31 protein-coding genes are annotated in these 26908 nt (G+C 54.3%); 18 read left to right on the top strand and 13 right to left on the bottom strand.

Going from position 1 to position 26908, the window contains the following annotated elements; translation table 11 throughout:
• Positions 1-110 precede the first annotated feature (110 nt).
• Positions 111-725 (top strand): LysE family translocator, encoded by a 615-nt coding sequence (locus J7J49_RS19970; RefSeq protein ID WP_064236051.1) that lies wholly within the window; start codon positions 111-113, stop codon positions 723-725.
• A gap of 153 nt (positions 726-878) precedes the next feature.
• On the opposite strand, the gene J7J49_RS19965 is transcribed toward J7J49_RS19970, so the two are convergent.
• The 6 genes from J7J49_RS19965 to J7J49_RS19940 form a co-directional block, all read right to left on the bottom strand.
• On the bottom strand, positions 879-2372 hold the full coding sequence (locus J7J49_RS19965) for a helix-hairpin-helix domain-containing protein (protein ID WP_215095182.1): 1494 nt from the start codon (positions 2370-2372) through the stop codon (positions 879-881).
• Positions 2369-3988 carry a PP2C family serine/threonine-protein phosphatase gene (locus J7J49_RS22840; RefSeq protein WP_215095180.1) on the bottom strand — a complete coding sequence of 540 codons (1620 nt, stop codon included), beginning with the start codon at positions 3986-3988 and terminating at the stop codon, positions 2369-2371. Before J7J49_RS22840 ends, J7J49_RS19965 begins: the two co-directional genes overlap by 4 nt.
• On the bottom strand, positions 3985-5034 hold the full coding sequence (locus tag J7J49_RS19955) for a TerY-C metal binding domain-containing protein (protein ID WP_215095178.1): 1050 nt from the start codon (positions 5032-5034) through the stop codon (positions 3985-3987). The genes J7J49_RS22840 and J7J49_RS19955 overlap by 4 nt, the downstream gene beginning before the upstream one ends.
• A gap of 11 nt (positions 5035-5045) precedes the next feature.
• Positions 5046-5690: a vWA domain-containing protein gene (locus J7J49_RS19950; protein ID WP_064236055.1), complete on the bottom strand. Its 645-nt coding sequence runs from the start codon at positions 5688-5690 to the stop codon at positions 5046-5048.
• A 13-nt stretch (positions 5691-5703) separates the two neighbouring features.
• Entirely contained in the window at positions 5704-6348 is a 645-nt protein-coding gene (locus J7J49_RS19945) for a vWA domain-containing protein (protein WP_215095176.1), read from the bottom strand.
• Positions 6349-6437: 89 nt separating this feature from the next.
• Complete coding sequence (locus J7J49_RS19940; protein WP_215095174.1) at positions 6438-7628, bottom strand: TerD family protein; 1191 nt, start codon at positions 7626-7628, stop codon at positions 6438-6440.
• A gap of 732 nt (positions 7629-8360) precedes the next feature.
• Here J7J49_RS19940 and J7J49_RS19935 point away from each other — a divergent pair.
• From J7J49_RS19935 to J7J49_RS19905, 7 genes are all read left to right on the top strand, one after another.
• The gene (locus tag J7J49_RS19935; protein WP_064236058.1) at positions 8361-8933 is read left to right on the top strand and encodes a TerD family protein; all 573 of its coding nucleotides are present in this window, start codon (positions 8361-8363) and stop codon (positions 8931-8933) included.
• Between the two features lie 68 nt (positions 8934-9001).
• On the top strand, positions 9002-9580 hold the full coding sequence (locus tag J7J49_RS19930; protein WP_215095172.1) for a TerD family protein: 579 nt from the start codon (positions 9002-9004) through the stop codon (positions 9578-9580).
• A gap of 169 nt (positions 9581-9749) precedes the next feature.
• A complete protein-coding gene (locus J7J49_RS19925; protein WP_215095170.1) occupies positions 9750-10907 on the top strand; it encodes a phosphoribosyltransferase domain-containing protein in 1158 nt (385 codons plus the stop codon).
• Complete coding sequence (locus tag J7J49_RS19920) at positions 10904-11662, top strand: HAD family hydrolase (RefSeq protein ID WP_215095168.1); 759 nt, start codon at positions 10904-10906, stop codon at positions 11660-11662. Before J7J49_RS19925 ends, J7J49_RS19920 begins: the two co-directional genes overlap by 4 nt.
• On the top strand, positions 11659-12795 hold the full coding sequence (locus J7J49_RS19915; protein WP_064236062.1) for a cysteine protease StiP family protein: 1137 nt from the start codon (positions 11659-11661) through the stop codon (positions 12793-12795). Before J7J49_RS19920 ends, J7J49_RS19915 begins: the two co-directional genes overlap by 4 nt.
• Entirely contained in the window at positions 12795-13667 is an 873-nt protein-coding gene (locus tag J7J49_RS19910) for an aldolase/citrate lyase family protein (RefSeq protein WP_215095166.1), read from the top strand. Before J7J49_RS19915 ends, J7J49_RS19910 begins: the two co-directional genes overlap by 1 nt.
• A 183-nt stretch (positions 13668-13850) precedes the next feature.
• Positions 13851-14459 carry a TerD family protein gene (locus tag J7J49_RS19905; RefSeq protein ID WP_064236064.1) on the top strand — a complete coding sequence of 203 codons (609 nt, stop codon included), beginning with the start codon at positions 13851-13853 and terminating at the stop codon, positions 14457-14459.
• A gap of 115 nt (positions 14460-14574) precedes the next feature.
• Here the strand turns inward: J7J49_RS19905 and J7J49_RS19900 are convergent, their stop codons facing one another.
• Complete coding sequence (locus J7J49_RS19900) at positions 14575-15522, bottom strand: LysR family transcriptional regulator (protein ID WP_215095164.1); 948 nt, start codon at positions 15520-15522, stop codon at positions 14575-14577.
• 140 nt (positions 15523-15662) lie between these two features.
• Between J7J49_RS19900 and J7J49_RS19895 the strand changes: the two genes are divergently transcribed.
• Together J7J49_RS19895 and J7J49_RS19890 are read left to right on the top strand one after the other, a co-directional pair.
• Positions 15663-16721, top strand: a complete 1059-nt coding sequence (locus J7J49_RS19895) for an SDR family oxidoreductase (protein ID WP_215095163.1) — start codon at positions 15663-15665, stop codon at positions 16719-16721.
• A gap of 186 nt (positions 16722-16907) precedes the next feature.
• Positions 16908-17852 carry a co-chaperone YbbN gene (locus tag J7J49_RS19890; RefSeq protein ID WP_215095161.1) on the top strand — a complete coding sequence of 315 codons (945 nt, stop codon included), beginning with the start codon at positions 16908-16910 and terminating at the stop codon, positions 17850-17852.
• A 20-nt stretch (positions 17853-17872) separates the two neighbouring features.
• On the opposite strand, the gene J7J49_RS19885 is transcribed toward J7J49_RS19890, so the two are convergent.
• On the bottom strand, positions 17873-19039 hold the full coding sequence (locus J7J49_RS19885) for a MalY/PatB family protein (protein ID WP_215095159.1): 1167 nt from the start codon (positions 19037-19039) through the stop codon (positions 17873-17875).
• Between the two features lie 37 nt (positions 19040-19076).
• On the opposite strand from J7J49_RS19885, the gene J7J49_RS19880 reads away from it, so the two are divergent.
• The 6 genes from J7J49_RS19880 (at position 19077) to J7J49_RS19855 (ending at position 22357) form a co-directional block, all read left to right on the top strand.
• Positions 19077-19508 carry a hypothetical protein gene (locus J7J49_RS19880; RefSeq protein ID WP_215095157.1) on the top strand — a complete coding sequence of 144 codons (432 nt, stop codon included), beginning with the start codon at positions 19077-19079 and terminating at the stop codon, positions 19506-19508.
• 53 nt (positions 19509-19561) lie between these two features.
• On the top strand, positions 19562-20368 hold the full coding sequence (locus J7J49_RS19875; protein ID WP_215095155.1) for a hypothetical protein: 807 nt from the start codon (positions 19562-19564) through the stop codon (positions 20366-20368).
• Between the two features lie 100 nt (positions 20369-20468).
• The gene (locus J7J49_RS19870) at positions 20469-20876 is read left to right on the top strand and encodes an acyl-CoA thioesterase (RefSeq protein ID WP_215095153.1); all 408 of its coding nucleotides are present in this window, start codon (positions 20469-20471) and stop codon (positions 20874-20876) included.
• A gap of 41 nt (positions 20877-20917) precedes the next feature.
• Positions 20918-21220, top strand: coding sequence for a hypothetical protein (locus J7J49_RS19865; protein WP_035576453.1), 303 nt, complete (start codon positions 20918-20920; stop codon positions 21218-21220).
• Between the two features lie 12 nt (positions 21221-21232).
• Positions 21233-21754 carry a DUF501 domain-containing protein gene (locus J7J49_RS19860; RefSeq protein WP_215095151.1) on the top strand — a complete coding sequence of 174 codons (522 nt, stop codon included), beginning with the start codon at positions 21233-21235 and terminating at the stop codon, positions 21752-21754.
• A 60-nt stretch (positions 21755-21814) separates the two neighbouring features.
• Positions 21815-22357 (top strand): LOG family protein, encoded by a 543-nt coding sequence (locus J7J49_RS19855; RefSeq protein ID WP_215095149.1) that lies wholly within the window; start codon positions 21815-21817, stop codon positions 22355-22357.
• Positions 22358-22377: 20 nt separating this feature from the next.
• On the opposite strand, the gene J7J49_RS19850 is transcribed toward J7J49_RS19855, so the two are convergent.
• The gene (locus J7J49_RS19850; protein ID WP_215095147.1) at positions 22378-22890 is read right to left on the bottom strand and encodes a hypothetical protein; all 513 of its coding nucleotides are present in this window, start codon (positions 22888-22890) and stop codon (positions 22378-22380) included.
• A 34-nt stretch (positions 22891-22924) separates the two neighbouring features.
• On the bottom strand, positions 22925-23419 hold the full coding sequence (locus J7J49_RS19845) for a tetratricopeptide repeat protein (protein WP_064236074.1): 495 nt from the start codon (positions 23417-23419) through the stop codon (positions 22925-22927).
• Positions 23420-23663: 244 nt separating this feature from the next.
• On the opposite strand from J7J49_RS19845, the gene J7J49_RS19840 reads away from it, so the two are divergent.
• Both J7J49_RS19840 and yaaA read left to right on the top strand, forming a co-directional pair.
• A complete protein-coding gene (locus tag J7J49_RS19840; protein WP_215095144.1) occupies positions 23664-24695 on the top strand; it encodes an NADP(H)-dependent aldo-keto reductase in 1032 nt (343 codons plus the stop codon).
• Positions 24696-24836: 141 nt separating this feature from the next.
• A complete protein-coding gene (gene yaaA, locus J7J49_RS19835) occupies positions 24837-25616 on the top strand; it encodes a peroxide stress protein YaaA (RefSeq protein ID WP_215095217.1) in 780 nt (259 codons plus the stop codon).
• Positions 25617-25640: 24 nt separating this feature from the next.
• On the opposite strand, the gene J7J49_RS19830 is transcribed toward yaaA, so the two are convergent.
• From J7J49_RS19830 to J7J49_RS19820, 3 genes are all read right to left on the bottom strand, one after another.
• Entirely contained in the window at positions 25641-26216 is a 576-nt protein-coding gene (locus J7J49_RS19830; RefSeq protein WP_215095142.1) for an isochorismatase family protein, read from the bottom strand.
• Positions 26217-26330: 114 nt separating this feature from the next.
• A complete protein-coding gene (locus J7J49_RS19825) occupies positions 26331-26519 on the bottom strand; it encodes a hypothetical protein (RefSeq protein ID WP_064236078.1) in 189 nt (62 codons plus the stop codon).
• A gap of 252 nt (positions 26520-26771) precedes the next feature.
• Positions 26772-26908, bottom strand: a 137-nt coding sequence (locus J7J49_RS19820) for an IS3 family transposase (RefSeq protein WP_215095215.1), incomplete at its 5' end; no start/stop codon positions are given.

The raw sequence follows: 26908 nt of genomic DNA, 5'->3' as shown, positions 1-26908 counted from the left end.
CACCGAAGTTCTAGCCTCGAGTAATATTTATATTAACTAATTTGAGAAGACCTGCCATAAGTTAACCGCTAATATACCTTGTAAAAATCAACAGACATCAAGGAAAGCCTATGTCAATCAGCAACTTAATGGCATTCTGGGCGCTTTCAATTTCGCTAATTATGGCACCAGGAGCAGACTGGGCCTATGCGATTACAGCGGGCCTGCGGGAGCGGGCATTGGTACCTGCAGTTGTCGGCATGCTATGTGGCTATTTGGTAATAACCTTTGTATTTGCCGCTGGAGTGGGTGCGCTAATCGCCAGCATCCCTACAGTGCTTTCCGTTCTGACGGTACTGGGGGCAGGTTATTTACTGTGGCTTGGCATTAATATTATTACTCCCCTCTCTCAACCCACAGCAGATAAAAAACATACATCAAATACAGGGTTAGGATGGGGCGTTCGTGGATTCATCATCAGTGGTATGAACCCCGATGCATTGGTGCTGTTTTTGATTTTATTACCGCAGTTTACAAACCGTGAAAGCGAATGGTCTATTTCAATGCAGATAACTGCGATGGGCTTTGTTCAGATAGTTAACTGTGCTGTCGTTTATTTTCTCGTTGGTATTGCTGCGAGGAGCTTTATAGGCACGCGGCCTCACGTAGCACGCCGGGTTAGTCTATTTTCTGGTGCTGCCATGATTATAATCGCTTTACTATTAATAGCTGACCAGTTTCTGTGAGTAAGCGTTCATTACAAGCACTATGGCGATTACATACCCCATATCTACCCCTGTATGTTTAGTTCTTCTCAAGACAAACCCTAAATGCTGAAAAGCAGTTTTATCTAAATAAGCATGAAAGCCCACAAATACCGATAATTCTGCAAGGCACCTCTACACCATCTGCAGATAGAACAACCGGCTAGCGGGTGACTTGCCGGTGAGCAGCTGTAGCCCGTCCTCCAGTTCAATCTTGCCACCGATTGGTACGGCCTCACCGGTCTGGGCATTCTTCAAATCAGGCATATTTTCGTTGACCAAGAACCACCGCTGCTGGTACAGCACGAAGTAGCCCACTCGCGATTTATGTTCATCGCCAAGCCGCTCGTTCGGCATAATCGTGCGATCGACATGCCACGGGAAAACGCTCTGGTTTGAATACACCATCAAGCGATGGTTATCCGGCCGATAACGATCTCCCCGCGATGAATAGAGGTTAATCACCGGAAGCTTTCCCTGGTACCGGGTTTGGCAGAAGGGGCAGCGCGGCGCCGTGGTGTTATCAAACACAAACCAGGCTTGTTGGCAGGCGCTATTCTGGCAGGGCTGAATTAGGTCTACCGTCTTCACCAGGGCAACCTCCCACTCATCCGCACTGGGACGACTGCGGGGATCATGCAGCCCATCGATAAAGGCACGATCAAACAACGCGGCTAGATAGGGCCCGGTGACGGTGTAGGGAAGTTTTTGAGGATCTTTCCAGGGCAACTCGGTCGGCTTCGTTGCGTCTGTTGGGCTCAGCCGATTGCTGTTGTCGCTGGGATGCTCTACGAACAGCGCCTGCTCACCCATCGTGAGTCGCTCATCCTCACTGGGATCAACGGCATGCACTTTTTGTCCGCGCAGGGGATGGCGTAACAGCAGCAGTGAATAGACCATAACGGCCAGCGCGTGCCGATCGGTGAAAATACTGGGTAAAACCCGCTGCGGATCCGTTTTCGGCAGGTGGCTCGTTGCCACGCATTCAGGCGCAATAAAGTCAGGGGTGCCCACTACTTCCGGGGGGAACCGGTCGGGCACAACCAGGCCATCCATATCGATGATACAGACGTTGCCGGTCGTCGGTGCTAACAATACATTCTTGTAGCTCAAATCACTGTGGGCGAGACCTGCCGCGTGTAGCCGGCGGACGGCGCGAGACAGCCGTAAGCAGAGCTGCAGGTAATTAAGCCAGTTGCCGCGCTCTCTTTCGTCTAAGAACTTGAATTGGTTGTTGGGCGATGCAAACCACTTGCCTTCCTTATCCTTACCCTGAATTTTGAGCATGTCGTTGTTAAATGAACCATGCTCAAAGAAGAAATGGTCACGATAGAACGGTGCCACGACGCCGGTACGGCCATTGTGCTCTACCGTTGCCGTGGGCCAACAATACAGTTGATCCCAGTAGGCGCCCTGCTCATTGTCGAAGATGCGCTCACGGTAGGCTCCGGTAATCATCTCCAGGCGCTGACGGGCAGCATCATCAAGCTGGGCACGGTAGAAGGCAACCACATAGCGCTTGTCTGGGCTGGCGTAGACGTCTTTCATACCGCCCGTGGCGATGATTTTGTCTCGAAACTGAACTTGCTCACCGTTGGAGGCTGTTAGCGTAATAATGGGTACGCTCATACCAAGGCCTCCGAGTCGCCCATATCGGCTGGCATAACGCTGTCACGATAAAGCACTGCCAACGTCCGATCGTCGTGATGGCGCTCAACAAAAAAGCTCAGATAGTCCTGTAGCGGGTCGCGCTCAGAATCATCGTTGGGGGCTGCCAGGGCTGGCGCCAGCTCATCATAGAGCGCCCACCAGCTTTCACCGTCGTGCATATCGTTATCAGACGTGAATTTTGGATCGGTCAAGCCATCGGTGGCGACAATGAGAGCCTCCAGCGAAGAGAAAACGTTAATCTTCACCCGTTGATAAAGCCCCTCAGCCTCTTGGAAAAGAGGCGCGTCAAGAAAACGGGTTTGCCCGGCATGTTGGCCTGAATCGGCTGTAGTTAACATCTGGGCTTGTCGGCCCTCGTAAAGCGCCGCCACCGCACCGTCGCCAATCCCAAAAGTCACGACGATGTGACCATCAGGCGTTTCTTTATGCAGCGCGAGCAGCAAGGTCGTCGAAAAAGCTTTCGCCGGGTGCCCCGAGGCTTTGGCTTCCTCGGTAATCGCTCGATGACCCGCATGCACCGCGGTAATCATCGTCTGCTGCAGGGGTATCAGTAACGCCTGCGACATGCGAGAACGGTCTCCCCCTTTCCACCACGCAAGCGCAGCGGCTTCCAAAGCGGCCCCCTCGTTTGCCGCCAATGAGCTCAACAGCTCATCGCGGGCCACGGTCGTTGCTAACAGGCTTCCCTGGCGCGCGTATTCACACGACCCCGCGCCATCCCCCACGATCAACACATTCCAGCCTGACGTTGCCCGGGCGATAGTGCCATGATCATCACGTTGCCCTCCCCGGTGGGCATGAGACCGACCGCGCTGGGAGCCCATGGCCATTTGCCAACCATCGCCACCACTTAGACGATCAACCTCTTCATCGGGCTTGGCATAGGGGGCATCAGGATCTGACGGCAGATTCTTCCATAGGTCACGAGAGCTGGGAATCAGCGCCAGCTTGAGCGTGAGCTCTAGTACCGTCTCGCCCTGCTCATCAAGACCCTGCACTTTCAATTGGAGAGACCCCTGGGCAGTCGGTGTGCCCTGCAGTCTGTGGTCATCGGACAATGACAGGTTACTGCCACCGTCATCTTCAAGCTGCAGCTTCGCGGGCAACTCATCCAGCAACTCATTCAGCAACTCATCAAGGCAAACGTCATAGGGTTGTCCCGAACGGCCGTTGGGGAGGCTCTCGGTACGAGTCGCGACGACCGGCACCGACGCTTCTGCAGGCGCCTCAGAGGGGATATCGCCCGGCTGGAGAGGCACGTCCGCTGACCGATCTTGGGGAGCATTACCAGTGTTGGCATTGTGATGTTCGGACACTGCGCTTTCCTCGCTGTCGCTGATGGGGAGGCCTGGGGTAAAGGCGGAGCCCGCTTCCTCTGCTTTCGTACCGTTCTCTTTTGACTGTTTGTAATGCTCAGACATGGTGGTTTTAAACTGCTCGCGAAATTCATCAATTAAAGTGGGGCCGTTTGTCTCCTGTATAACTCGCTCGATAAGCTGATCGGGAAGCCGTTGCCCAGGCTTTTCAAACAAACTGCTAATGACACGATGGTAGTAGTCTTGTGAATGCTTCACCCTTGCCCCCTGCCCACATCAAAACCGGCGCCTCCGCTACCTTGACCGAACGCGACGTTAGCGTCACACCAAGGGCACGTTTGCTGGCCGGGCCCGTTACAGCACATCAGTTTGCCGCAGCTGCATAATGCAAATGTGGTGACCGCGCCACAGTGAGGACAAGGCGGCACCCCTTCCAATTGGTCACTGCTAACCGATGCCTTTGAGCTGCTCTCCGAAGACCACTCGAAATACTCCTCGCCAAGTGGATAGACACCTTCAAGCCCATAAATACCCTGGGCGTCTGACGCTCCAAAATTGCCCGGCATTGGAACGGCGTTGTATTTGAGCAAGTACGGCTTTTTGTGGCGATGGCAGCGGCCGGTGAATACCACAACCTGGTCGTCGATAGGTGCCGCGTCACTGTCCTTTACCAAGCTAATTCCTACATCGCTCGCTTTGGAAAGTGATATTCCTGGCGCGTTTTTGCCCACATCCAGTGCCTGGCTCTGGGCGGCGACCGACGCGGAAACCCAGCGGGCAAAGCGGCTCAAATCTTCGCCGGTACCGTTATCCAGCGACACCACGTCATCGGTCAACTGCTTGAGCACTTGAGTATCCGCAGCCCCCCCGAGGGTAACGGCAATCAAATGCGCGCGGCTGGCGTAGTGCTGGCGCCAGCGTTTGATAGCAGCATCGGTGCGATCAGTCGGGCGACCATCGGTTAATAGGTAAATAACCGGCTCCCAGTCTCCACGCTGATTGGGCGTGGTTTTTTTAACGTCTACCTCAATGCGGGTCATCAGCTCATCCAGGGCTTCCCCCAGAGCCGTCCCGCCGCCAAGGGGTAAGCGCGGTGGATAAAAACTCATCAGATCCACCATAGGCACCACGGTACCCACCTGCCCGGCAAAGGCGATCACCGAAATATGCACGGTCTCCAAGGCGCTTGGATCCTGGCGAAGCTGCTCAACGATAGATTCCATCGCCCGCTGTAGTTGTGCATGGGGCTCACCGGCCATGGATTCCGATACATCGAGCACAAAGAAAATGGGTAAGCGTCTCATTAATACCTCGGCTACAGGACGACCTGCACTTCATCGGGTGGTGGTGGCAGCGTGATATCGTCACCCGCCCCGTTTTGTTGGCCGCTGGCGTTAGCCGCAATAGACGCCGAGACCCATTGGAAGTAATTCGCAAAGCCCGCGCTGTCCATGTTTTCCAGACTGACCGTTTTGGTCGCGAACTTTTTAAGATGCTCTTGTTTCGCCTTGGGGCCTGCCGCGCAGGCGATGATCTCGGAAAACTTCATATTTTTGATGCGCGCTACCGCCGCGTCAAACTCCATCAAATCCGAGGGCGAGCCATCGGTCATCACGAATAGCATCGGCCGAAAGTCACCCTTCTGGTCGGAGGTGGACGTTAGGATATCCCGCTCTACGCAGTCACAGACTTTATTGAGGCCTTCGCCCATATGCGTTGCACCGGAGCGTGGTAGTTCGATGTCGTTGACCTGGGCGCTTTCCAAGGCTTGCAGGGGAAGCAGCTCTTTCACTTCGTGATCAAAGGTGATGATTGATAGGTAAACCGTTTCGAGAGCATAAGGGTCTTGGCGCAGCGCCGATAGCATGGCCGCCAAGCCGACGTTCACTGACTGTATGGGCTCGCCGCGCATTGAACCCGAAGAGTCGATGAGAAGATAGATAGGTAAACGACGATCCATGGTAGCTCCTTGCTCAGTTTTTGCTCAGATTGATGACACTGATTTCATTGGGCGGAGGTGGCAAATCGGCACTGCCATCGCTGCCGCCGGATTCAACCGACTGGCTGGTCATTGATACACTGGCAGAGACCCAGGCAAAGAAGGCACGGATAGACTCGGCGTCATTACTGTTCAACCGCACAACGTCGGTGGCAAAGCGCTGTAGGTCTGCCGCATCCGCGTCGGCGCCAGCGGCACAGCCGACCAACTTAGCCACACTGACACCCTTCATAGCCTGGATGCCTACGTCTAGATCGTCGTTGGCTACACCATCGGTGAAGACAAACACCAAGGGACGCCAGTCGCCCTTCGCGCTGCTGGAGGAGGACTGCACTTCCTCGCGGATACGTTCAGCTGTGAGTTTGAGTGCCGCACCCAGTGCCGTCATACCATCAGGCTTCAGCGTGGGAGGCTGAAAGGTCATCAGGTCGCACAAGGGCACGGTGTGGCGAGCTTCTGAACTAAATTCGATCACTGACAGGTAAACAGTTTCAAGCGCGAAAGGATCTTGGCGCAGCATGTCGACTAAGGCCTGCAAGCCTTGGTTCACCGCATTAATCGGCTCTCCGGTCATGGAGTAGGATTTATCAAGCACTAGGTATACGGGGAGTCGGCGCATGGTTTCCTCAATGCATTATCAAACGTCTTGAGAAGCAGTGCCGTAGTAGGTCGACACTACCAAAAAGGGGGTGGCGCAACGCTATGCCGTTACTTAGAGCCAGCTTTCCACTGGAAGCCAAAACCATAATGGTTATCCGCTGGCTTGTGACTGCCGAAATAGTTCACCTCTTTAGAGATATTCAGGGTGCCGTTTTGGTTCTCCAGCATCGCAATCACACAGAAATTCTCGTTTTTACCGCTGGCATCCATGCGGATTTCGATTTCAGGCTGATCAGGCGCTTTGATCGAAACGCGTCCGTTGGTCTGCGCCCAGTTCGCAACGCCTTCATAAATGAAGGCAAAGATCATCACACGCTTGATGTCACCCCAATGCTTGCCATTCAGGTATAAGTTCTCGCCTTGATTCACTGACCCCGTGCGATCGTCGCCATCAAGGAAGATGTAGGGCGCTTTTTCAAGGCTGCCGAAGTGATTGCCAAGGGCTTGAACAATCCCTTTGGTGCCGTCTTTAAACTCGAACATACAGCCAAGATCCAGATCGACTCCCCCCTGCTTGCCGCCCAGTAACGATCCGAATAAGCCTTTTTTGCTGGCGCCCGCTCCCGCAGTTTGATCCCAGTTGAGGTTCACATGAATTTTGCCGAAGGTGGCTGATTTTTTCTCAAGCGAAATAGTGTCGCCCTTTTTATCAAGGGTGATCTTGCTGAGATTAATCGATGGTTTCTCTTGGGGCTTAGGAGAGGCTGGAGCCGGTGTTGGCGTAGGGGCTGGCTTGGAATCATTGTCGACATCGACGCCAAAATGCTCGGCAAGCGGCGCCATGCCACCGGCAAAGCCCTGGTCAACGACTTTCACTTTCCAATCACCATTGCGACGATACAACTCGCACACAATGAGCGACTTCTCCTGGCGGCCAGCGCCTTGCCCACTGAACTCAAACTGTTCACCGGCTCCCTTAAGGTCAAAACGGTAGCCGCTCGACAACGCTGACAGTCCAGGCTCAACAGTGAGGACAAACGCTATTCGCTCAAGGTGCCCAGGCACTTTGCTAAGATCGACCGAAAATGTTGATCCATCTGTTTGTTCTACGGCGCCTGAGGGGTGCTTGGGTTGGTTGAAGAAGATGAAGTCATCATCGCTCGACACCTTACCTGTGTTAGCCAGCAGAATGGCTGAGGCGTCTAAGCCAGCACCATGGTCGTTGCCCACAGCGAGACTAAATGCCAGCTGTGAGTCATTAAGTTTGGCGTTCTGCCCTGCAATCAATTTGGTAGCCATCAATTATTCTTCCCTTACAGCGTCGATAACCGTCTAATTAAGTGTTATCGGGTGATTGATTTAATTTTTAATTTCCGTTGAGTTACTGCACCACCTAAGCCACTTACAAGCCTAATCGACCCACCCTTTATTCTATTAGATAAGGGCGTACTAAAAATACCTTACACCTTACGATGCCTCAGGTGTTTCAAAATTCAACTTAACGTAAGGTTGAACGTAGCAGGAAAGTTCTGATTAGTTGCCCGATCTCATCAACTTTCGCTTTAGCCAACAATAACCCTCAAATTCAGACAATTTATTTATCTGTGTGTTTCCTGCCTGTACGCCGCTGGCCATTGCCACGACGCTAATCCAGCTTAAGACCACAACCATCATTCGTCGCATTACAACGCAACTCACGACGTATTTTGCTGTCATGAAAACAAGGCGCTTGGCGGCTTACCGCTGGCTCAAACCTACCCCAATACAAGCGTGAATCTGGTATCGTTGGGTTTGGATCAGTTGTCGGCATCCCATACTCTGCTTCATGTTGGTCTTAAAACAGAGAGGTTCCGGCACAGGCCCTAATGATTCTACCGGATGGCCCTGAGTACTGGGGGTATTCTATGAATCCAGGAACAAAGTCGAGTCGTCTGGTGTTTCCCACTGAGGAGATACTGGCAAGCGCCTCAGGGACGTTTGCCAGTGCCTACTATCGGGTACTACCCCATATGACGTAATAAGGAGTGTTGCATGATCGACCTGAGCAAAGGCAGCCGCATTAACCTATCTAAGGAAGCCCCAGGCGCCACGAAATTCACCCTAGGTATGGGCTGGGATACCCGTATTACCGATGGTGCAAACTTCGATCTAGACGCGTCTGCTCTGTTGCTGGATGCTAATGACAAGCCAGTCGGTGGTACCAGCGCCTTGGTGTTCTATAGCCAGCTTTCTTCACCGTGTGGTGGTGTCGTGTCATCTGGTGACAATCTTACCGGGGAAGGCGAAGGCGACGACGAAACCATCACCGTTGACCTCGAGAAACTGAGTGCCGATATTGCCAAAATCGTTCTTGTCGTCACCATTCACGAGGCTGAGACGCGTGGCCAGAACTTCGGTATGGTCAACAACGCCTTCGTCCGTGTCTTGAAAGACGGCAGCACCGATCCAGTTGCACGCTACGACCTCACTGAGGACTACTCTACCGAAACGGCTGTGATCTTTGGTGAGCTTTACCAGAAAGATGGCGAATGGCGCTTTGCGGCCAAAGGCGATGGCTTTGCGGGTGGTTTGGCGGCATTCCTGACCGGTTACGGCCTGCAATAAGGTCTTCCCATGGCCAAGCAATGGCTTGGCCTTTTTATATCTATCAACTAACGATGAGGTGTGAACGCATGTCTATTTCTCTCTCCAAAGGCGGCAACATTTCGCTGAGCAAAGAATCACCTGGCATCAAACAGATCCGTATCGGTTTGGGCTGGGATGCTCGTGTGACCACCGGTCAGGACTTTGATCTTGATGCCAGCGTCTTCCTGGTCAATAGCGATGGCAAGTGCCGCAGTGATAAAGACTTCATTTTCTACAACAACTTGAAGTCTGCCGATGGTTCAGTTGAGCACACAGGCGATAACCAAACCGGTGAAGGCGACGGAGATGATGAAGTCATCAAGGTTGACCTATCCAAGGTTCCTGCCGATGTCGACAAAATTGCTGTAACCGTAACTATCCATGACTCTGCAGCCCGTGGTCAAAACTTCGGCCAAGTTGAGAATGCCTTCGCACGCGTTGTCAACGAAGACAATAATCAAGAAGTCGTTCGTTACGACCTGTCAGAAGATTACTCGATTGAAGATGCCATGATCTTCTGTGAGCTTTACCGTAATAACGGCGAATGGAAGTTCCGCGCCATCGGTCAAGGCTTTAGCGGTGGCTTAGGCGATCTCGCCTCTAAGTATGGTTTAAGTGCCTCTTAACCCAGTGCAAGAGTGGGGGCGGCGGCTCCCACTCATATAAGCAACTTACTCTAACGCGATTTTTAAATAGCCATGGCTTTTGATATTGGGCGATGTTTGTTCTGAAAAGCTGTTTCTGGCGCGATTAATCGGTTTTTCAGAGCCTATATACTGATTGGAATACTGTTCTATGAGCACGCCAAGATTGATTAAAGACATCCAGGCCGGACGGCTGACGCTTACATTGACCGAAAATGGCCACCGCCTTGACGAATTAATCGCCTTTGCGTCACGGCTAAACCCGCGTCGCGGCTACCTGTTCGTTTCCCGCGTGCTAGGCAAGCATATACCGGTGCGGCCTTCTAAGATGGACGCTATTCATGCCGAGTTAGCGCAGGCCATCCAGTTACGAGGTAATACCGCTTATGTGGTCGGCATGGCAGAAACGGCGGTCGGTTTAGGCGCCGGCGTTGCCCGCCATCTTGGCAAGCTGCATGAACATAGCGTTTTTCATCACACCACCCGCTTCCTGGTGCTTGATCCCTGGTTGCGCATCCGCGAGGCACACTCACACGCTGACACGATGCACATGGCGCGCTTGGAAGGCGATGCGCTACAAGCCGTCAAAACGACTGAGGATCTTGTGCTCGTCGATGATGAGATATCTACGGGCCGCACCTTGGCACAGCTGGCCCATGCGCTAATGGGGCAGCCCGAACTCTCACGGGTCAAGCGCCTGCACATTGTGTCGATCGTAAGCTGGCTAGACGAAGCAGCACGAGCGGAATTGTTGTCACTGCTACCGTCAAATATCGAGATTAACTTCGTGCAACTGATGGCGGGTACCTTCTCCTTTGCTGCCGACCCAGAGTATCAGGCTACCCTCCCCGATAATGTCGATGTCGATTTCTGTGACGCGCTATCGGCACAGTCAGCGCCGCTGCCACTGGAGCGGCAAGGGCTTTATGGCCTGCTGTTGGGTAGCTACGAGGCATTACTGGAAGACGAATTTCTCTCGCGAAACCTGCAAGTCAATAAACCCCATGTGGTATATGGCATGGGTGAGTTCTTAGATACCCCCTTCCGTGTTGCCCTGGCGTTAGAAAGGTCTGGAATGGATGTGTTGTTTCAAAGCTCTACACGCTCACCCATTGCCTTGGGCGATGAAGTGGCCAATCGGCTTGAGCACCCAGCGCCCGGCGATAGCAATAAAACCCATTTCCTTTACAACGCACCGCTAGAGCGTGTACCGCTGGCCTTTGATGGCATCGGTCTGCCTCATTTAAGCCAAGCGCTGGAAACCGCCCACCGTTTGCAGGCTAACGACAAGCAGGAGCAAGTGGCATGACCCGGGGTCGACTGATCCTTCTGACGGATCTAGACGATACGCTGTTCGCCAGTGAGCGATCATTGCCCGACAACGCTGAGCGTGTTCAGCTCGCCGCCGTCGATGGAGACGGCGCCCCACTTTCGTTTCAAACTCACCAGCAACGCCTGCTGTGGGAGCTGTTCAGCGGTGCGGCCGATTTTATTATCCCTGTAACAGGAAGAACCAGCTATGCGCTGGATCGCGTAACGCTATCATTCCCAAGGGAGTATGCCGTGGTAAGCCATGGCGCGTTGGTCACGTTTGAAGGCCAAGTGTTACCGGCGTGGCAATCCCGGCTCGCACCGCATGTGAATGATGCGCACCTTGCCATCGGCCGGGCTTACGCTGACCTTAGCGAGGCGCTGCCACGGGTACTGCCACATTTACAGTTTACCTTGCGTCAGCTAGAAGACCTGTCAGTACCTGTCTATTTGTCGATAAAGGCAACGGGAGAACTGACAGCCGAGGCTCACGCGCTACTCAATGAGGTTGCTCAGACACATGGGCTATCGCTTCATGCCAACACCCGTAATGCCGCGCTACGCCCTTCCTACACTTGCAAATCAGAGGCTTGCCGGTTTCTTCTCGAAGAGGTACTTCAGCGTCAGCCCGAAGACACCATCATCGCGCTTGGCGACAGTCTATCGGATCTCCCTTTCATGACACATAGCGATATGGCCGTGATGCCCACCCGTAGCCAAGTTTGGCACGCTGTTAAGGAACTCGCCCAATGACCGCAGTGGCCCCGCTTGCCCCCTTTTATGGTTCTTACCAGCCGGATGACTGCCAGTTTCTGCTCACGCCGATAGCGCCAGAATACCTCTCGATTGTAGAGAAAGAGCGCCGCATTCAGACAGGCCAAGCCCACTACAGTGAAATGATTCATCGTGAGGAAGCGCCAAGCCCTCAATACCTGGCGTTATTTGAGACCCTCTGCACGCGCTACGCCCCTAGGCTCGCGCGTGAAGTGCGCCAGCTAGCCCATCAGTTGGTGACCGATTTGGGTGTTAGCGCCACTCCCATTACGCTGGTCAGCCTAGTACGTGCTGGCACCCCGGCAGGTGCGTTACTGCGACGCGCCTTAGTGGATTATGAAGGTCAAGCATGCCAGCACTACAGTGTCTCCATTATTCGTGATCGAGGTATCGATACCACGGCGCTGGATTATTTACTGGATGATGTAGGCGTAGATGCTAAGCGCATTGTATTTGTCGATGCCTGGACAGCCAAAGGCGTGATTACCCGTGAATTGCGTTCAGATATGTCGCGTTACAACACTGCCCGACGTGCCAAAGGTAAACGTACCGTTTCTACCCGTTTGGCGGTCATTTCTGACATTGGCGGTACGGCCGATTACGCAGCAACATATGAGGACTATGCCATTCCGTCGGGCATTCTCAACGCTACTGTCTCAGGGCTAGTATCACGCTCGATACTCAACCACCAAGTACCCGAAGGCGCTTTTCATGGCTGTGTCCTGTATGACGACTTAGCGCCATACGACCAGTCCCAAGCGTTCATAGAGCGTGTCGCCGTTCATTTATCGCAGCCGTTTGACGGCGCCTCTCTACCAACAGAAAGCGAGCTCACGCGCCAGCGGTTCCTGATGCAAGAAATGCTCGGGCAGATCCAACGCCATTATCACGTCGACGATATCAACTACATCAAACCAGGTATTGCTGAGGCCACACGCGTCATGTTGCGTCGCGTGCCGGCGCTGTTGATGGTGCGTGATACAGCTCATCCGGATGTTGAACATCTAATCCTGCTGGCTGAAGAAAAAGGTGTGCCGGTGGACGTATGCCCTGATATGCCTTTCCACGCTTGCTCATTGATCAAAGCTGTCACTAAGACGGAGGCTATCTAATGGCGACACCCCGTTATGGCCAGCTCGGCGCTTCGCTCTATGTGCCCGCCACCCACAAATCGCTCGATCAGATTTTAGCCGTTGGCTGCCACGATGCACGATCCATCATCCTGTGTACGGAAGATGCTGTTGCACCCAATGCCGTCACCTGGGCCGTGCAGCGACTAATAAAAGCGCTGAAGGCTGCACCACAAGACGTATCGTTTCTACGCTTTGTCAGGCCGCGTAACCCCTTTGTGTTGCGCCAGTTATTGGAGTCGTCTGACGCGATGGCGCGTATCGATGGCGTGGTCATACCCAAATTCGACGATATCACCATGCCCGCATGGCGCGAAGTGCTAAATCGCCACAAGAAGCTCGCCATCATGCCAACGCTTGAAACACCGGCGCTATTTCGTGAAGACAGCACCATCGCCACCCTTAAAGCGGTGCAAGCCCTATGTAACCCGGTCATCGCCCTGCGTATTGGCGCTAATGATCTTTTAGGTGCCATAGGCCTTAAACGCCAGCCAGGCCAAACCGTCTACGACACTCCTTTGAGATCAACCATTGAGCGGCTCATTACCGTTTTTCGACCCGCTGGCTTCGAACTGTCAGCTCCCGTGTGTGACTTGATTGGGGAGCCCGACACCCTGTCGCGTGAAGTGGCCCTGGACATAGCCTGGGGGTTTTATGCCAAAACTTGCGTCCATCCTGCGCAAGTAGCGCTGGTCGAGGAGCATTTTACTCAATCCATGGCCCGCCAAAAGCCTCAGGCCCATGCCCTACTCAATAGTACAGAAGCGGTGTTTAAAGACAGTGGCCAGATGCTAGAAGCGACTTGTCACACCAATTGGGCCAAGCGGGTCGCCGCCTTGCAAGCCACTATTTAATTATCCAACTAGCGAGAATCACCATGATCAATCTGACGAAAGCAGACCAGAGCGACACTATCAGCCTATCCAACGGTCGCTCCGACATGATGGTTCTCCTGTAGTTAACCCCAAAGAGTTAACTACAAAGAGTTAAACCCAACGCCGACACACGGCAATCACGTAATAAATGGAGCATTCACTATGTCTATTAACCTCGCAAAAGGTCAACGTATTAGTCTTGAAAAAGAAGGCGGTGGCAACCTGGATTACATCGAAATCGGTGTGAACTGGGGGGCAATCGAGAAGAAAGGCTTTTTTGGCAAAAAACACGTCGCCGTTGACCTGGATGCCTCTGTAGGCATGTTTGATGCCCAAGGTAATTTGGTCGATACGGTGTGGTTTCGTCAGCTAAAATCTAACTGTGGCTCGATCAACCACAGCGGCGATGACCGGACGGGTGATACTGGCGGCGATGATGGTGAGGACAACGAAATTATCCAAATCAACTTGAAAAACGTTCCAAGTAACGTCACTACGCTAGCGTTAGTGTTGAATTCTTTTTCACAACAGAACTTCGGTGAGATCCCGTTCGCTGGCATTCGTATCCACAACGGCAAAGCAGGTAGTGGCAGCGAATTTGCAAAATTTGACGTGGCTAACGACCCAACATTCGCAGGCAAAGTTAGCATGATCATGGGCAGCGTGTATCGCCATAACAGCAGTTGGAAGTTCCGCAGCATTGGTGCCGCAATTGCTGAGAAAGACCTGAAGACGTCACTGGCTGCGTTTTCGCGTGATTACGCCAGCTGAAAATTGAATTTTGAAATAAGGGATCCCCCTGTGATGACACACGGCAGGGGGGTCATATTTAGCGTATATGACTGCGTCTACTGAATTGAGCAGAAGCTTTTTCGCCTCTTAACCGTCATAAGCTCGAATCCCGATGCTGCTCTCGCCAGCGATCCCAGTGGGGCGTAGACCCGACCATATCAAACAGGTGATCCAGAAATGCACTCACCTTGCGGGTATGTAAACGCCGCTGCGCATAGAGCACGTGGATATCCCGCCTTCCCGGCATAACCTCACACTCCCACGCTTCAAGTATCGGCAGCAGTGCGCCCGATGCTAGCTCATCAGCGATCAACCAAGTCGGAAACATCACCAACCCCTGACCCATTAGAGCTGCGCGCACTAAACTCTCCGCATCGTTGCTGTAAAGGCTACCATCGACTTTGTAAGCGAAGGCTTGCGGCTGCTCGGCTTGTTGGAAGTACCAGCGTTGGCGGCCCATTTCGCCCTGATAGAGTAGGCAGTCATGCTGGCTCAGATCATCGGGACTGGTGGGCGTACCGCAGCGTTGTAAATAGTCGGGTGCGGCGGCCACAACGTAGTTCATCGCTGCCAGGCGGCGCGCCACTAAGGTGGTATCCGCCAATGCACCGACGCGAAAGGTGATATCGATGCCCTCGCGCACCGGGTCGGTCAGTTGATCAGTTAGCATCAACTCGGCTTTGATTGCCGGGTAGCGACGCTGGAAGTGGTGCAGAATCGGCACGATCTGGCGCTGACCGAAGGCCACCGGGGCATTAAGGCGCAGCACGCCGCTAGGCTCGCTATTGGGCGACGTTAGCGCTTCAGTTGCCAAGTCGAGCCGCTCAAGTATCTCGCGAACCTCCTGGTAGTAGCGCCAGCCCGCTTTGGTCAGCGTAACAGCTCGGGTATGTCGATAGAACAGTTGCTGCCCTAGCGCCTCCTCTAGAGAAGCAATCTGGCGCGAGACCGATGACACGGCGCGATGAAACTGACGTGCGGTGGCGGTAAAGCTGCCTGTCGCAGCGACGCGCTCAAAGATACGTAGCGCATTGAGATCCATCAAGTTGCTCCTCGTGCAATAAAGATTTGCGATTTTTCCAATTGTAGCAATGATCATCAAAGACCAGACTGCTTTTCATCGAGCACGAGCACGGCGTTCGTCGCCCGTTTCCAATCTCTTGTCTGCATAAGGAATTAACGATGCGCAAAGGCACAGCACTTGTAGTAGGCGCCACCGGTATTACCGGCGGCAATCTAGCCAGCTATCTCACCGCCAGTGGATGGACGGTTTATGGTTTATCTCGACGCCCCTCTCAACAAGAGGGCGTCATCCCTGTTACCGCCGACCTTCTCGATCGTGAAGCGACAACTAAGGCACTGGCGGACTTACCCATTACTCACGTTTTCTACTGCACCTGGGTGCGGCACGACAATGAGAAAGCCAACGTCGAAGCCAACGGCGCAATGATGCACAACCTGCTCGACGCTTTGCAGGGCGCAAGCTTGGCGCATGTCTCGTTGGTCACTGGCACCAAGCAGTACCTGGGCGCCTTCGAGAACTACGGTAGTGGCAAGACCGAGACACCGTTTCGTGAATCAGCGCCCCGCGTACCCGGCGAAAACTTTTACTACACTCTGGAAGACATCATGTTTGCAGCGGCGGAGCGGGACGGCTTTAGCTGGAACGTGCACCGCCCGCACACGGTGATTGGCTATGCCCGCGGTAACGCCATGAACATGGGCGTGACGCTGGCGGTTTATGCCTCTATCTGCAAAGCAACGAACAAACCGTTCACTTTCCCAGGCTCCCAGGTGCAATGGAATGCCTTAACCGATCTAACCGATTCGCTGGTACTGGCACGGCAGATGGAATGGGCAGCCACAACGCCCGGCGCGCATAACGAAGCCTTTAATACCGTCAATGGCGATATTTTTCGCTGGCGCCGACTGTGGAATGAAATTGGTGAGTTCTTTGAGCTTGAAGTGCCGGACTGCCCGGAAACACCGCAGCCGCTTGAAACGCAGATGGCCGACATGGCGCCAACCTGGGCAGAGATTGCTGAGCAGCATGGGCTAATCGAAGCTGACGTTTCTAAGCTGGTTTCCTGGTGGCACACCGATGCAGATCTAGGGCGCGAACTCGAGTGTGTTAACGACGTGACCAAGTCGCGAGACTTTGGCTTTGACCATTTCCGCGAAACTCGCGCCGCATTTTTCGACCTATTCGCCCGACTGCGGGCGGAGCGCATTATTCCTTAAGCAATATCAGAAATAATGCCAGAAACAATTACAGGAACCATTTCAGAAACCATTCCGTAAACCATAGCCTTGCCAGGGCGCCTAGCGGCGCCCTGAGTTTTATTTCCTTCCCTTTCCTTGAATCCTTCCGAGTATGCCTGCATATCATGAGGAACTATTGTTCATTTTTTGATGCCGAGTCTACCCATGCAGATTATTGACCCCCGCTCAGGTAAGCCGCTGACTGCGGATACCGGAAATGCCGACGCTCCCGCGCCCAACGCTGAACAAGCAGCGGTGCGCCCTGAAGACGTTATTATCGAGCTTAATGCAGGCAATATTCAGCAGGTGCTGGAGGCCTCCATGCAGGTGCCAGTACTGATGGGCTGCTACTCACCGTCCAACGCTGGCAGTAGCACCCTCCTCGCGATGCTGGACAAACTGGTAGTTGAGTACGCGGGCGCGTTCTTGCTTGGTAAGCTCGATATTGAAGCGAATGCAGAAATAGGTGGCCAACTAGGCGTGCGTTCAGTGCCGGATGTGAAGTTGATCAGTCAGGGCGGCTTGGTCGATGGCTTCCAAGGTGCGCTGCCTGAGAAGGAAGTGCGTGAGTGGCTTAACCGCTACTTCCCCGCCCCAGGTGAGGCTCCACCCAGCCCCGAAGAGCAGGCGGAGGAAGCGCTTAACGCTGGCGATGTCGCCACTGCCCGTGAGATTTACCAAACTTTGATGGGGCAATACCCCGAATACTACGCCTATCAAATAGCGTTCGCCCGCGTATTGTTGGCAGAAGGTCAAGGGAATGAGGCCCGCGAAGTGCTGGACAACCTGCCACCGGAAGAGCGTGATGCAGCGCCCGCCCGTGGCGTACGCGCCAGCATCGAGTTTAGCGAGCAGGCGCTTTCAAGCGAAGAGATTGCCGCCCTAGGTGACCGTACCGATAGCGAAGCGCAGTACCAGCGCGCCCTGCGTCAAGTGGCTGACGGTCATTACGATGAAGGGTTGGAAGCACTGCTCGCGCTGATGAAGCAAGATCGTGCCTATAACGATGACGCGGCGCGTAAAACACTGCTGCAGGTGTTCGACGCACTGGGCGCCGACCACCCGCTAACCGTTGCTTACCGTCGTAAGCTCTTTGCGATGCTTTACTAAAGTCTTTCAGCTGAAAGCTTTCAATCTCGTTTCAACAGCTCATCCATACGCGACAGCGCCGCCTCCAATTGGGAGGCGGTGGTGCCGAAGTTAAGCCGCACAAAGCCGGGGCAGCCAAAGGCGGACCCGTCCGAAAGCGCCACCCCCACCTCTTTCAACAGCGTCTTATACGGCGCGTCGCCCACCCCTGCCTCGCGCATATCCAGCCAGGCAAGGTAGGTTGACTCCGGCGCACCCCAACTAACGCCCGGCCAAGTCGCTACGCGCGCCTGCAGCGTCGTGCGATGCTCTCGTAGCACGCTTAGCAGCGCCTGCCGCCAAGGCTCGCCATGGCGATAAGCCGCCTCTGCAGCGACCAAGCCAAGCACATTGCCATCGGGAAGCAATCCTTTGGTCGCGGCTGCAAAGCGCTCACGCAGTGCGGGATTAGGAATCACTACACAAGCGCTGGTTAATCCCGCCAAATTGAAAGTTTTTGACGGTGCCCACAGGGTAATAGTGCGCTTCGCCAGTGCAGGAAATGCCGCAGCTAACGGGCGGTGCTGGGCGCCTTCGTCTAATAACAGGTCACAGTGCAGCTCATCAGAGACCACCCATAGGTCGTGGCGCTCCACTAGTTCAGCCAGCGCGGCAAGCTCCTCATGGCGCCATACACGACCCGTAGGGTTGTGAGGCTGGCACCACAGCAGCAAGCGCGTACGCGGCGTTATAGCAGCCTCTAGGGCAGCAATATCGAGCTGCCAAGGCCCATGGGGCGTGGAAGGCGCTGCCAGCATCGCCTGCTGGGGTAGTCGCCCGGTGCGCTTTGCCACCTCTAAAAAGGGAGGGTAGATCGGCGCTACCGTCAACACCCCATCGCCTGGCTCGGTTAACGCTAACGCGGCCAGGTGCAAGGCTGGCACAACGCCCGGGAGCCACTGCTGCCACTCCGGCTGAATCAGCCAGTCATAGTGGTGTGCACTCCACTCACACAGGGTTTCTGTTAACGTAGCGGGCACTTCGCCATAGCCATAAACACCGTGAGCCACCCGCGCCTGCAGCGCATCAATCACCGCAGGCGGAGAGCGAAAATCCATATCGGCGACCCAAAGAGGCAGCACGTCGTCACCGTAGCGGTGCCATTTTTGCGATGCCCAGCCACCTTCAGGGTGGCATCGCTCCACAGGCGTGGCAAAATCGTAGGTCATGAAACATCTCACTCATTCAATAGGGGTTGTGCCAAGCATGCCGCAAGATGACTTTTATACCAAGATGCGGGCGGGGCTATCGGCGCTGCTGCGGCAATGGCGCTCGCTTGGCCAAGCGAATACGGATCAGCTAGCGCTTATTTTGGCCGAAACAGCACGGGTAGCTAAATTAGGCACACCCGACGCCACGCCCAGCGGCGCGACCCTCGAACAGTGGAGCCAAGATGAGCTCGGTGAAATGCCACTATGGGCGCCGCGCACTGCGGTCTTTCTGCTCAATCAAATGCCCGCTCGCCCGACCCCCGATAGCGACGCCGAAGCCTGCGCCTGGGCGTACTGCTGGCTGCGCAACCGCTCGTTTGATTCACTGCAAGCAGCGCAGGAGGCGCTTCCCGCGCACTTGAAAGCCCCCCTACAAGATGCCCTCGAAGCCGCCTGGCGTGACCAGCAAGGCCTGCGCTTGGTTTAATTAAAAAGCGCACGCTGACAACACCCAAACAAAAACAGCAAGGATGAAGCCGCATGATTGAAGTCCCTCTCACTTGGCAGCTAGCGAAATTAGGGCTCTCGATCAGTATGGTGCTGGGGCTAGGCGCGGTTGCAGTGCGCGCTAGCCCGCGCATGGCGGGCCTACTAGCGGGCTATCCGTTAGGCACGGCACTGGCGCTATTTTTTATCGGTTTGGAAATTTCCCCTCAATTTGCGACCCAAAGTGCGGTACATACCCTGGCGGGCTTTACGGCCACAATGGCGCTAGGGGCCGGTTATTGGGTAGCCGGACGCCAGCCTGGCGTTAAAGGTGTCATTGGCGGCGTGGCGGGCGGCTTGGTGGCTTGGCTCGCCGTTAGCACGCTGCTCGCTCAGTTTAACTTCACGCGCTTGAGCGGCACGCTGGTGACGCTATGCGCCATTGCTCTGTTCAGCGGTTTATTTCGCAACATTGCTGATGTCAGGATACCCGCCAGCAGGACGTTTTCTTTACCGGCGCTTGCCGCCCGCGCGGCACTTGCCACCGTGATCATATTTACCATTACCAGCCTTGCCCACTGGCTGCCGCCCGCCTGGGCGGGGACGCTGGCCGCCTTTCCCGTCACGATGCTGCCTTTTTTGCTGATCCTACACCTGAACCATGGTGCAGCGCCGGTGGCGACGGTGATCAAGCACTACCCGATGGGACTTGGCTCGCTACTGAGTTACACGCTGTGTGTTTCCTTTACTTACAGCACGCTGGGGTTGCTATGGGGCACATTGGCCGGCTTCGCTGCTGCCACGCTATGGCTGTTGGGGTGGATGCAACTCACTGCGTGGTATCAACGCCGCACCGCTTGACCAAGACTTCTTGACCAAGCGCTTGCTTGGGTTAATCCTAAGCGTTGCCGTTGCGATTCCCCGTACTAATAGCTGTTTTATTTAATAACAAGGACAAGCCATGTTTACCCGTACCATTGAGCCCGCCTTTTACGATACCGATGCCTTAGGGCACATTAACAACACCCGCCTGCCGGCGTGGTTTGAGCTCGCACGCAATGACCTGTTCAAACTCTTTACCCCTGACTTAAACCCCAAGCAGTGGCGCTTGATTATGGCACGCATGGAAGTCGACTATCGGGCTGAACTGTTTTACGGTCACGATATCGAAATACGTACGTACTTAACGCGGCTTGGAAATAGCTCGTTTACGGTGACTCAAGAGGCGCGGCAGCACGGCAAGCTCACTAACCTGGGTCACACCGTTATGGTGCAGTATGATCACCAAGCCAAGTGCGCTATGCCCATTGAGGGCGACTTACGTGAGGAACTAACGTCGCATCTGCAAGATGCGCCTGAGCCCGCCTGATTGCAGCTGCCCCGCAACGGCGGGGCAATAGGAGCCTTATAATGGCCATCCGCTACAACCTCTGGATAGACCCTGACAACGTCGCCCAGCACCGTGCCGTAGAGGCCGATCTGGAAAACTATTTTGTCGAACGCTTTGCCGACTATCCGCATATCCGCTTGTTTGGGGCCGACCCCTACGATTATGATGCCCCCTTCAACCGCCTTTATGACGTGCTAATGGCACGAGCCGCCGAATACTGTGAGCGGACGTGGTGCTATGTCGCGTCCCCTGAACAGCTCAATCGCTGCTTTTTCCGTGCCGTTGGCCGCTCGACTAAATTTGTTCAAGATGACCGTTCGTGAGAGACCAACCCAATGGTGATACGCACCAACCAAGCGCCTGACGAACGTCAGCTCGCCATTATTGCCCAGCAGCTTGGCCGCGCGCCGCGTGGTATCGAAGCGGTAGCCGCTACCGACGGGGAAGGCACGCCGCTCGTACTGCGTATGGCACCGATTGTCGATGGCAAACCCTTCCCCACCCTGTATTGGCTCTGCTCAGATGTGCTGAAAGTCGAGATTTCCCGTATCGAAGCCGTTGGTGTGATCAAAGCGCTCGAACAGCGCCTGCAGGATGAGCCCGAATTTCTTGAGGCCTATCAGCAGAGCCACCGCGACTATGTGAACGCCCGCTGGGACTTTATGAGCGATGCTCAGCGTGAAGAAGTCGCTAAGCTGGGTTACACCCAGGTGATGACAGAGCGTGGCATTGGCGGGATTACTAACTGGCACCAGATACGCTGCCTGCATACCCAGTATGCCCATCACCTGTGTGGCGATAATGTGATTGGCCAGTGGATGGATCAGCATCATCAGGTCGATCAACACTTGCCTTAAGTACTCTCCTTAAATGCTGTCCTTAAATACTGTCCTTCGCTTGCTATAAGGAATTGTCGAATGGCTCGAATTTGCGTTTACCTGGGTTCCCGAGAAGGCAATAGCCCTGCCTTCCGGCAGGCCACCAATCAACTGGGACGCGCGCTCGCTGAACGCGGCCACTCGCTGGTTTATGGTGGCGCACGCCTTGGTCTGATGGGTGAACTGGCGAATTCAGTACTGGAGGCTGGCGGCGAGGCCATTGGTGTGATGCCCAACCACTTGGTTGAGCGCGAACAGGCGCACTTTGGCTTAAGTGAGCTGATACGGGTGCGCAACATGCACGAACGCAAAGCCGCCATGGCGGCCAACGCCGATGCGTTTATTGCCTTACCCGGCGGGATTGGCACCTTGGAAGAGCTGTTTGAAATATGGACGTGGGGCTATCTGGGCCTGCATGAAAAACCCATGGGGTTGCTGAACATCGACGAGTTCTACTCACCGCTGCTAACCTTTTTAGACAGCACGGTCGGCCATGGTTTCTTGGCGGCTCCCACCCGGGAGATGCTGCTCGACGCACCGTCACCCGGTGAACTGCTTGATGCGCTAGAAGCCCAGCTATAATGCTGGCAAGGGGAGCGTCACTAGTGGCCAGTGTGCTCGGTGAGCTTGCGGGTATACTGATAGGTAAGCTGCAGTAGGCGGGCATCGTCACCTGCCCGGTGACGGTGAATACCCTGTTCGGCGATCAGCGCTTCTTTAGTATCGCTCCACAGCGCCTGCTGCTCCTCGCTAAGCAGAATCCTTAGCGCCTCAAGGCGAAAACGCGGCAACATGCCCGCGTGATGAAAGAGCAGCGACAGCCAGGTGTTGTCATACCCCCAACTATCGCTGTACGCCTTACCCAGTTCGCGCAGTTCATCGTTCAGCCAGTGGGCGACTTGGCGTACCGGATACCCCTCCTGAATGAGGCGCTCACGGGAAATACCGTGCAGCAGTTCGGCCTTGGGATCCCAGTGCGTCCACTCTTCCAACGGTTGAATGAGAAAAGCACAGCAGCTTCCATCGGCACGGGCGATGCCTACTTCAATGGGGTAGCTGCCGCGCCCAAATCCGGACGCTTCAATATCTAATACTGTGGGTAGCGTCTCGGACACAACCTTCCTCACTCAATCAAAACGCGGTAACGCTTCATGCGGCAGCCACGCTATTTAGTGCCGGCTGATCCGCCTGTCGCTGCCAGTAAGCCGCACGCTCGCCATCTACCGCCAAGCCTAACTCACCCAGGCGATAAGCACGGGCAAGCCGCTCCGCAGCTAGATAATGCCCTGACTGGGCGGCTCGCGCGTACCAGGTCACCGCGTAATCTTCACGGCGCGGGTACTGAGCACAGCCGTGCTCGTGGATCTGTGCCACCTGATACTGAGACTTTACATCCCCTGCATGCGCCGCTTCCAGAACGTACCGCGCACCGCGCGCCTTGTCTTGTGGCGTCTGACTGCGATGAAACAGCATATGTCCATAAACGGAGAGCGCGTCAGGGTGACCTGCCTCCGCACAGCGCTTAAATAAGCGCATCGTTAAACGCTGGGTGCGCGGTGAACGCGGCAATAACCAGTGATTATGGAACAGCCGTTCAGCTAGGCGAAATTCTAGCCGAGTAAATAATGTTGATGCCTGCAGCATGGCAAACCACCCTGCCTGTATGTTGGAACCTTGGGCCAGCAGTCATAAAATGCTGCCAACCACACGAGAAACCGGCCTTTAGCCGGTCAATGGGCTGGCAAGCATACGCCTGCCTTTGCGACGACTCAACCCCATAAATTTGCTGCTTACAAAGAGCCTCGCTAACATGCCATGCATACGCCGTTTACCATCCAGGTAATAGCGTCTTATCTTGTGGCAATTCCGCCTTAGTAAGGAGATGAAAATGCAAACGCGCCCACTTGGCAGAACCGGCATGGAGGTAAGTCGACTCTGCTTAGGCACGATGACGTTTGGCGAGCAAAATAGCGAAGCCGAAGCCCACGAACAACTTGACCGGGCCGTGGCCTTCGGCATCAACTTTATTGATACCGCAGAAATGTACCCTGTCCCACCCATGGCCAAGACCCAGGGCCTGACGGAACGCTATATCGGCAGTTGGCTAAAGCAGCGTGGTGCCAGGGACGATCTGATCATAGCTACCAAGGCAGCAGGCCCAGGGCTCGACCATATACGGGGTGGGCCGCGTTTAACCCGTGAGCATATTTATCAGGCCATCGACACAAGCCTGGAGCGCTTGAATACTGATTACGTTGACCTTTACCAACTGCACTGGCCCGACCGTCAAACCAACTTCTTTGGCAAGCTAGGCTACGTACATAGCGAAAACGAAGATGCGACGCCGTTAGAAGAAACGCTCTCGGCTCTTAAAGAACTGGTTGATGCCGGCAAGGTACGAGCCATTGGGCTCTCTAATGACACCCCCTGGGGCACCATGCGTTCACTGCAGCTTGCCGATAAGCTGGATTTACCGCGCGTGGCGTCTATTCAAAATCCTTATAATCTTCTCAACCGCTCTTTTGAAGTTGGTTTGGCGGAAATTGCCCACCGTGAAGACGTCGGCCTACTTGCCTATTCACCGCTAGGGTTTGGGGTACTCTCAGGTAAATACCTTAATGGCGCGCAGCCACCCAAAGGTCGTTTGACGCTGTATGAGCGCTTCAAGCGTTACACCTCGCCCGAAGCCGAAGCGGCCACCCAGGCTTACGTTGCACTTGCTGAAAAGCATGAATTAGACCCTGCGCAAATGGCGCTAGCGTTTGTTAACTCGCGCAGCTTCTTGACCAGCAATATTATTGGTGCGACCACCATGGAGCAGCTGGAAAGCAATCTTGCCAGCGAGAGCCTCAAGCTGGACAACGAAGTGCTTGAGGCAATCGAAGATATTCACCGCCGCATGCCGAACCCCTGCCCGTAAAGACAACTCTTAAACAGTCCTTAAAAACAGTCGACTCTCACCAAGCTATCACCACTATAGCCTCGGCCTTCGCCGAGGCTTGGTATAATGAGCCCACTTATATCAAGCTTCCATTTACCAGAGCACGACCAGGAGCATGCGATGCTGAGCGTTATCTCTCCCGCCAAAACGCTGGATTTTGAAACCCCGCCGACCACAAAGCAGGTAACACAACCCGACTTTCTGAAACACAGCCAAGCGCTTATCACTATTTTGCGCGACTACTCGCCGCAGCAAATCAGTGAACTTATGGGTATCAGCGATAAGCTGGCAGGGCTGAATGCGGCGCGCTTTGAGGAGTGGCGTCCCCCTTTCACGCTGAGCAATGCCAAGCCCGCTGCACAGGCTTTTCAGGGCGACGTCTATACCGGCCTGCAAGCGGAAAACTTCAGCGAAGCGGAGAACCGTTACGCACAGTCGCATCTGCGCATACTTTCTGGCCTTTACGGCCTGCTACGGCCTCTGGATTTGATTCAGCCCTATCGACTAGAGATGGGCACCAAGCTGCCTAACGGCGCTGGAAAGGATCTGTATGCCTACTGGAAGCCCATTCTGACGCCTGCACTCAATGAGGCCATTGCAGAAAGCGGCTCCAACGTGCTGGTGAATCTTGCCTCAAATGAGTACTTCAAAGCGGTAGATTCCAAGCAGCTCAATGCGCGGATCATTACGCCAGTGTTTAAAGATGAGAAAAACGGCACCTTTAAAATCATCAGCTTCTATGCCAAAAAAGCACGCGGGCTGATGAGCGCATGGATGATTCAGCAGCAGGTTAACGATCCAGAGGAACTCAAGGCGTTCGATGTGGCAGGCTATCGTTTCGATGCACCGGCATCTCAGGGAGATACCTTCGTTTTCACTCGCAAAGAAACCGATCGCTAAAGCGAACGGCCGAGCTGGTACAACCTAGAAAAAACGTACGGAGCGTGAAGAACGCGGCTTTAAAAAGCGTTGGTGCGCCTCTTTAAACAGCGCTGTGTCACAGCGATGTAGCCACTCATAAGCCACCATGTCCGCCGTCACCGCCACAGCACCGCTTGCGCAGGCGCGCTCACGGGCAAGCATTGCTTCTTGGGGGCGGCGGCTGGCAGAGGCTTCACTAAGCCAGTACAGCTCGTAGCCTGCCTCTAATAGCCCTAAACCCGTTTGCAGCACGCAGATATGCGCTTCTGTTCCACACAGTACAACCTGCGTTTTTCCTGATGCTTTTAATGCTGATCTAAATTCAGCTTCTTCCATAACACCGAAGTGCTGCTTTTCCCAAAGGCGATAGTCGATTAGAGCGGCCAGTAGAGATGGCGCGGTACCGCCTAATTTTTCAGGGTTTTGCTCTGTTAACCATACCGGCACCTCAAGTAAGCATGCCATTTCACCTAGCCAAGCTGCTTCGTTAATGGCTTCTTGACCACCGTTGATCACAGGCAGTAGACCCGCCTGGAAATCGACCATTAACAGCAAGCTTTTCTCGCGTTGTAGTAGCACGTTGCCACCTCATTTTTATCGTTATATAGGCTAACCATAATAGACGCGATACAAACAATAAAGCAGCCGCTTTACAGCGACTGCTTAGGCTAACTCAACAAACAAAGGCTCGGCCTAGTTTTCGGCCGCCTCTTCCATATCTTCGCCGAGCTCTTCCATACTCTCACCGGCATCTTCTGCGGCGTCATCAATGCTTTCACCCGCTTCTTCTGCTGGGCCTTGATCATCACAAGCGACAAGACCACCTGCCATTAAAGCCATAAAAAGGGCGATGGCTAGCTTCTTGGCTAATTGCGTCGTCATACCGTTTCTCCTCCTGAGATTTTACTTCTGGGTACGTGCAGCATAATACTAGATGCTGCTTGGCAACAATACCATGTCAAATAAGCAACCTATTGTTATATCTGACATAAAGCGCCAGAAAACCGTTCAAATGGTGAGGTGTTGAAGTTTACCCCTCACTCCTCACTATTTTCCCCTCACCACCTACCGCTCACGCAAAAAAAAAATCCCCCAGGGCATTGAACTGACCCCATAAACTTGGACAGTGAACAACTAAGCGGCCAAGGCCTGATTCCGGTACTGCACCGGACTCAGGCCTTTTAGTTTGGTCTTAATACGCTCGTGGTTGTAGTAATGGATATAGTGCCGGATGCCCGCCTGTAACTGATTAACATTGTCAAACCGGTTTA

Origin of the sequence: Halomonas sp. ISL-56 (assembly GCF_018612805.1) — a bacterium.
Classification (GTDB): Bacteria; Pseudomonadota; Gammaproteobacteria; order Pseudomonadales; family Halomonadaceae; genus Vreelandella.
This window is presented reverse-complemented; position numbering and strand designations above follow the sequence as displayed.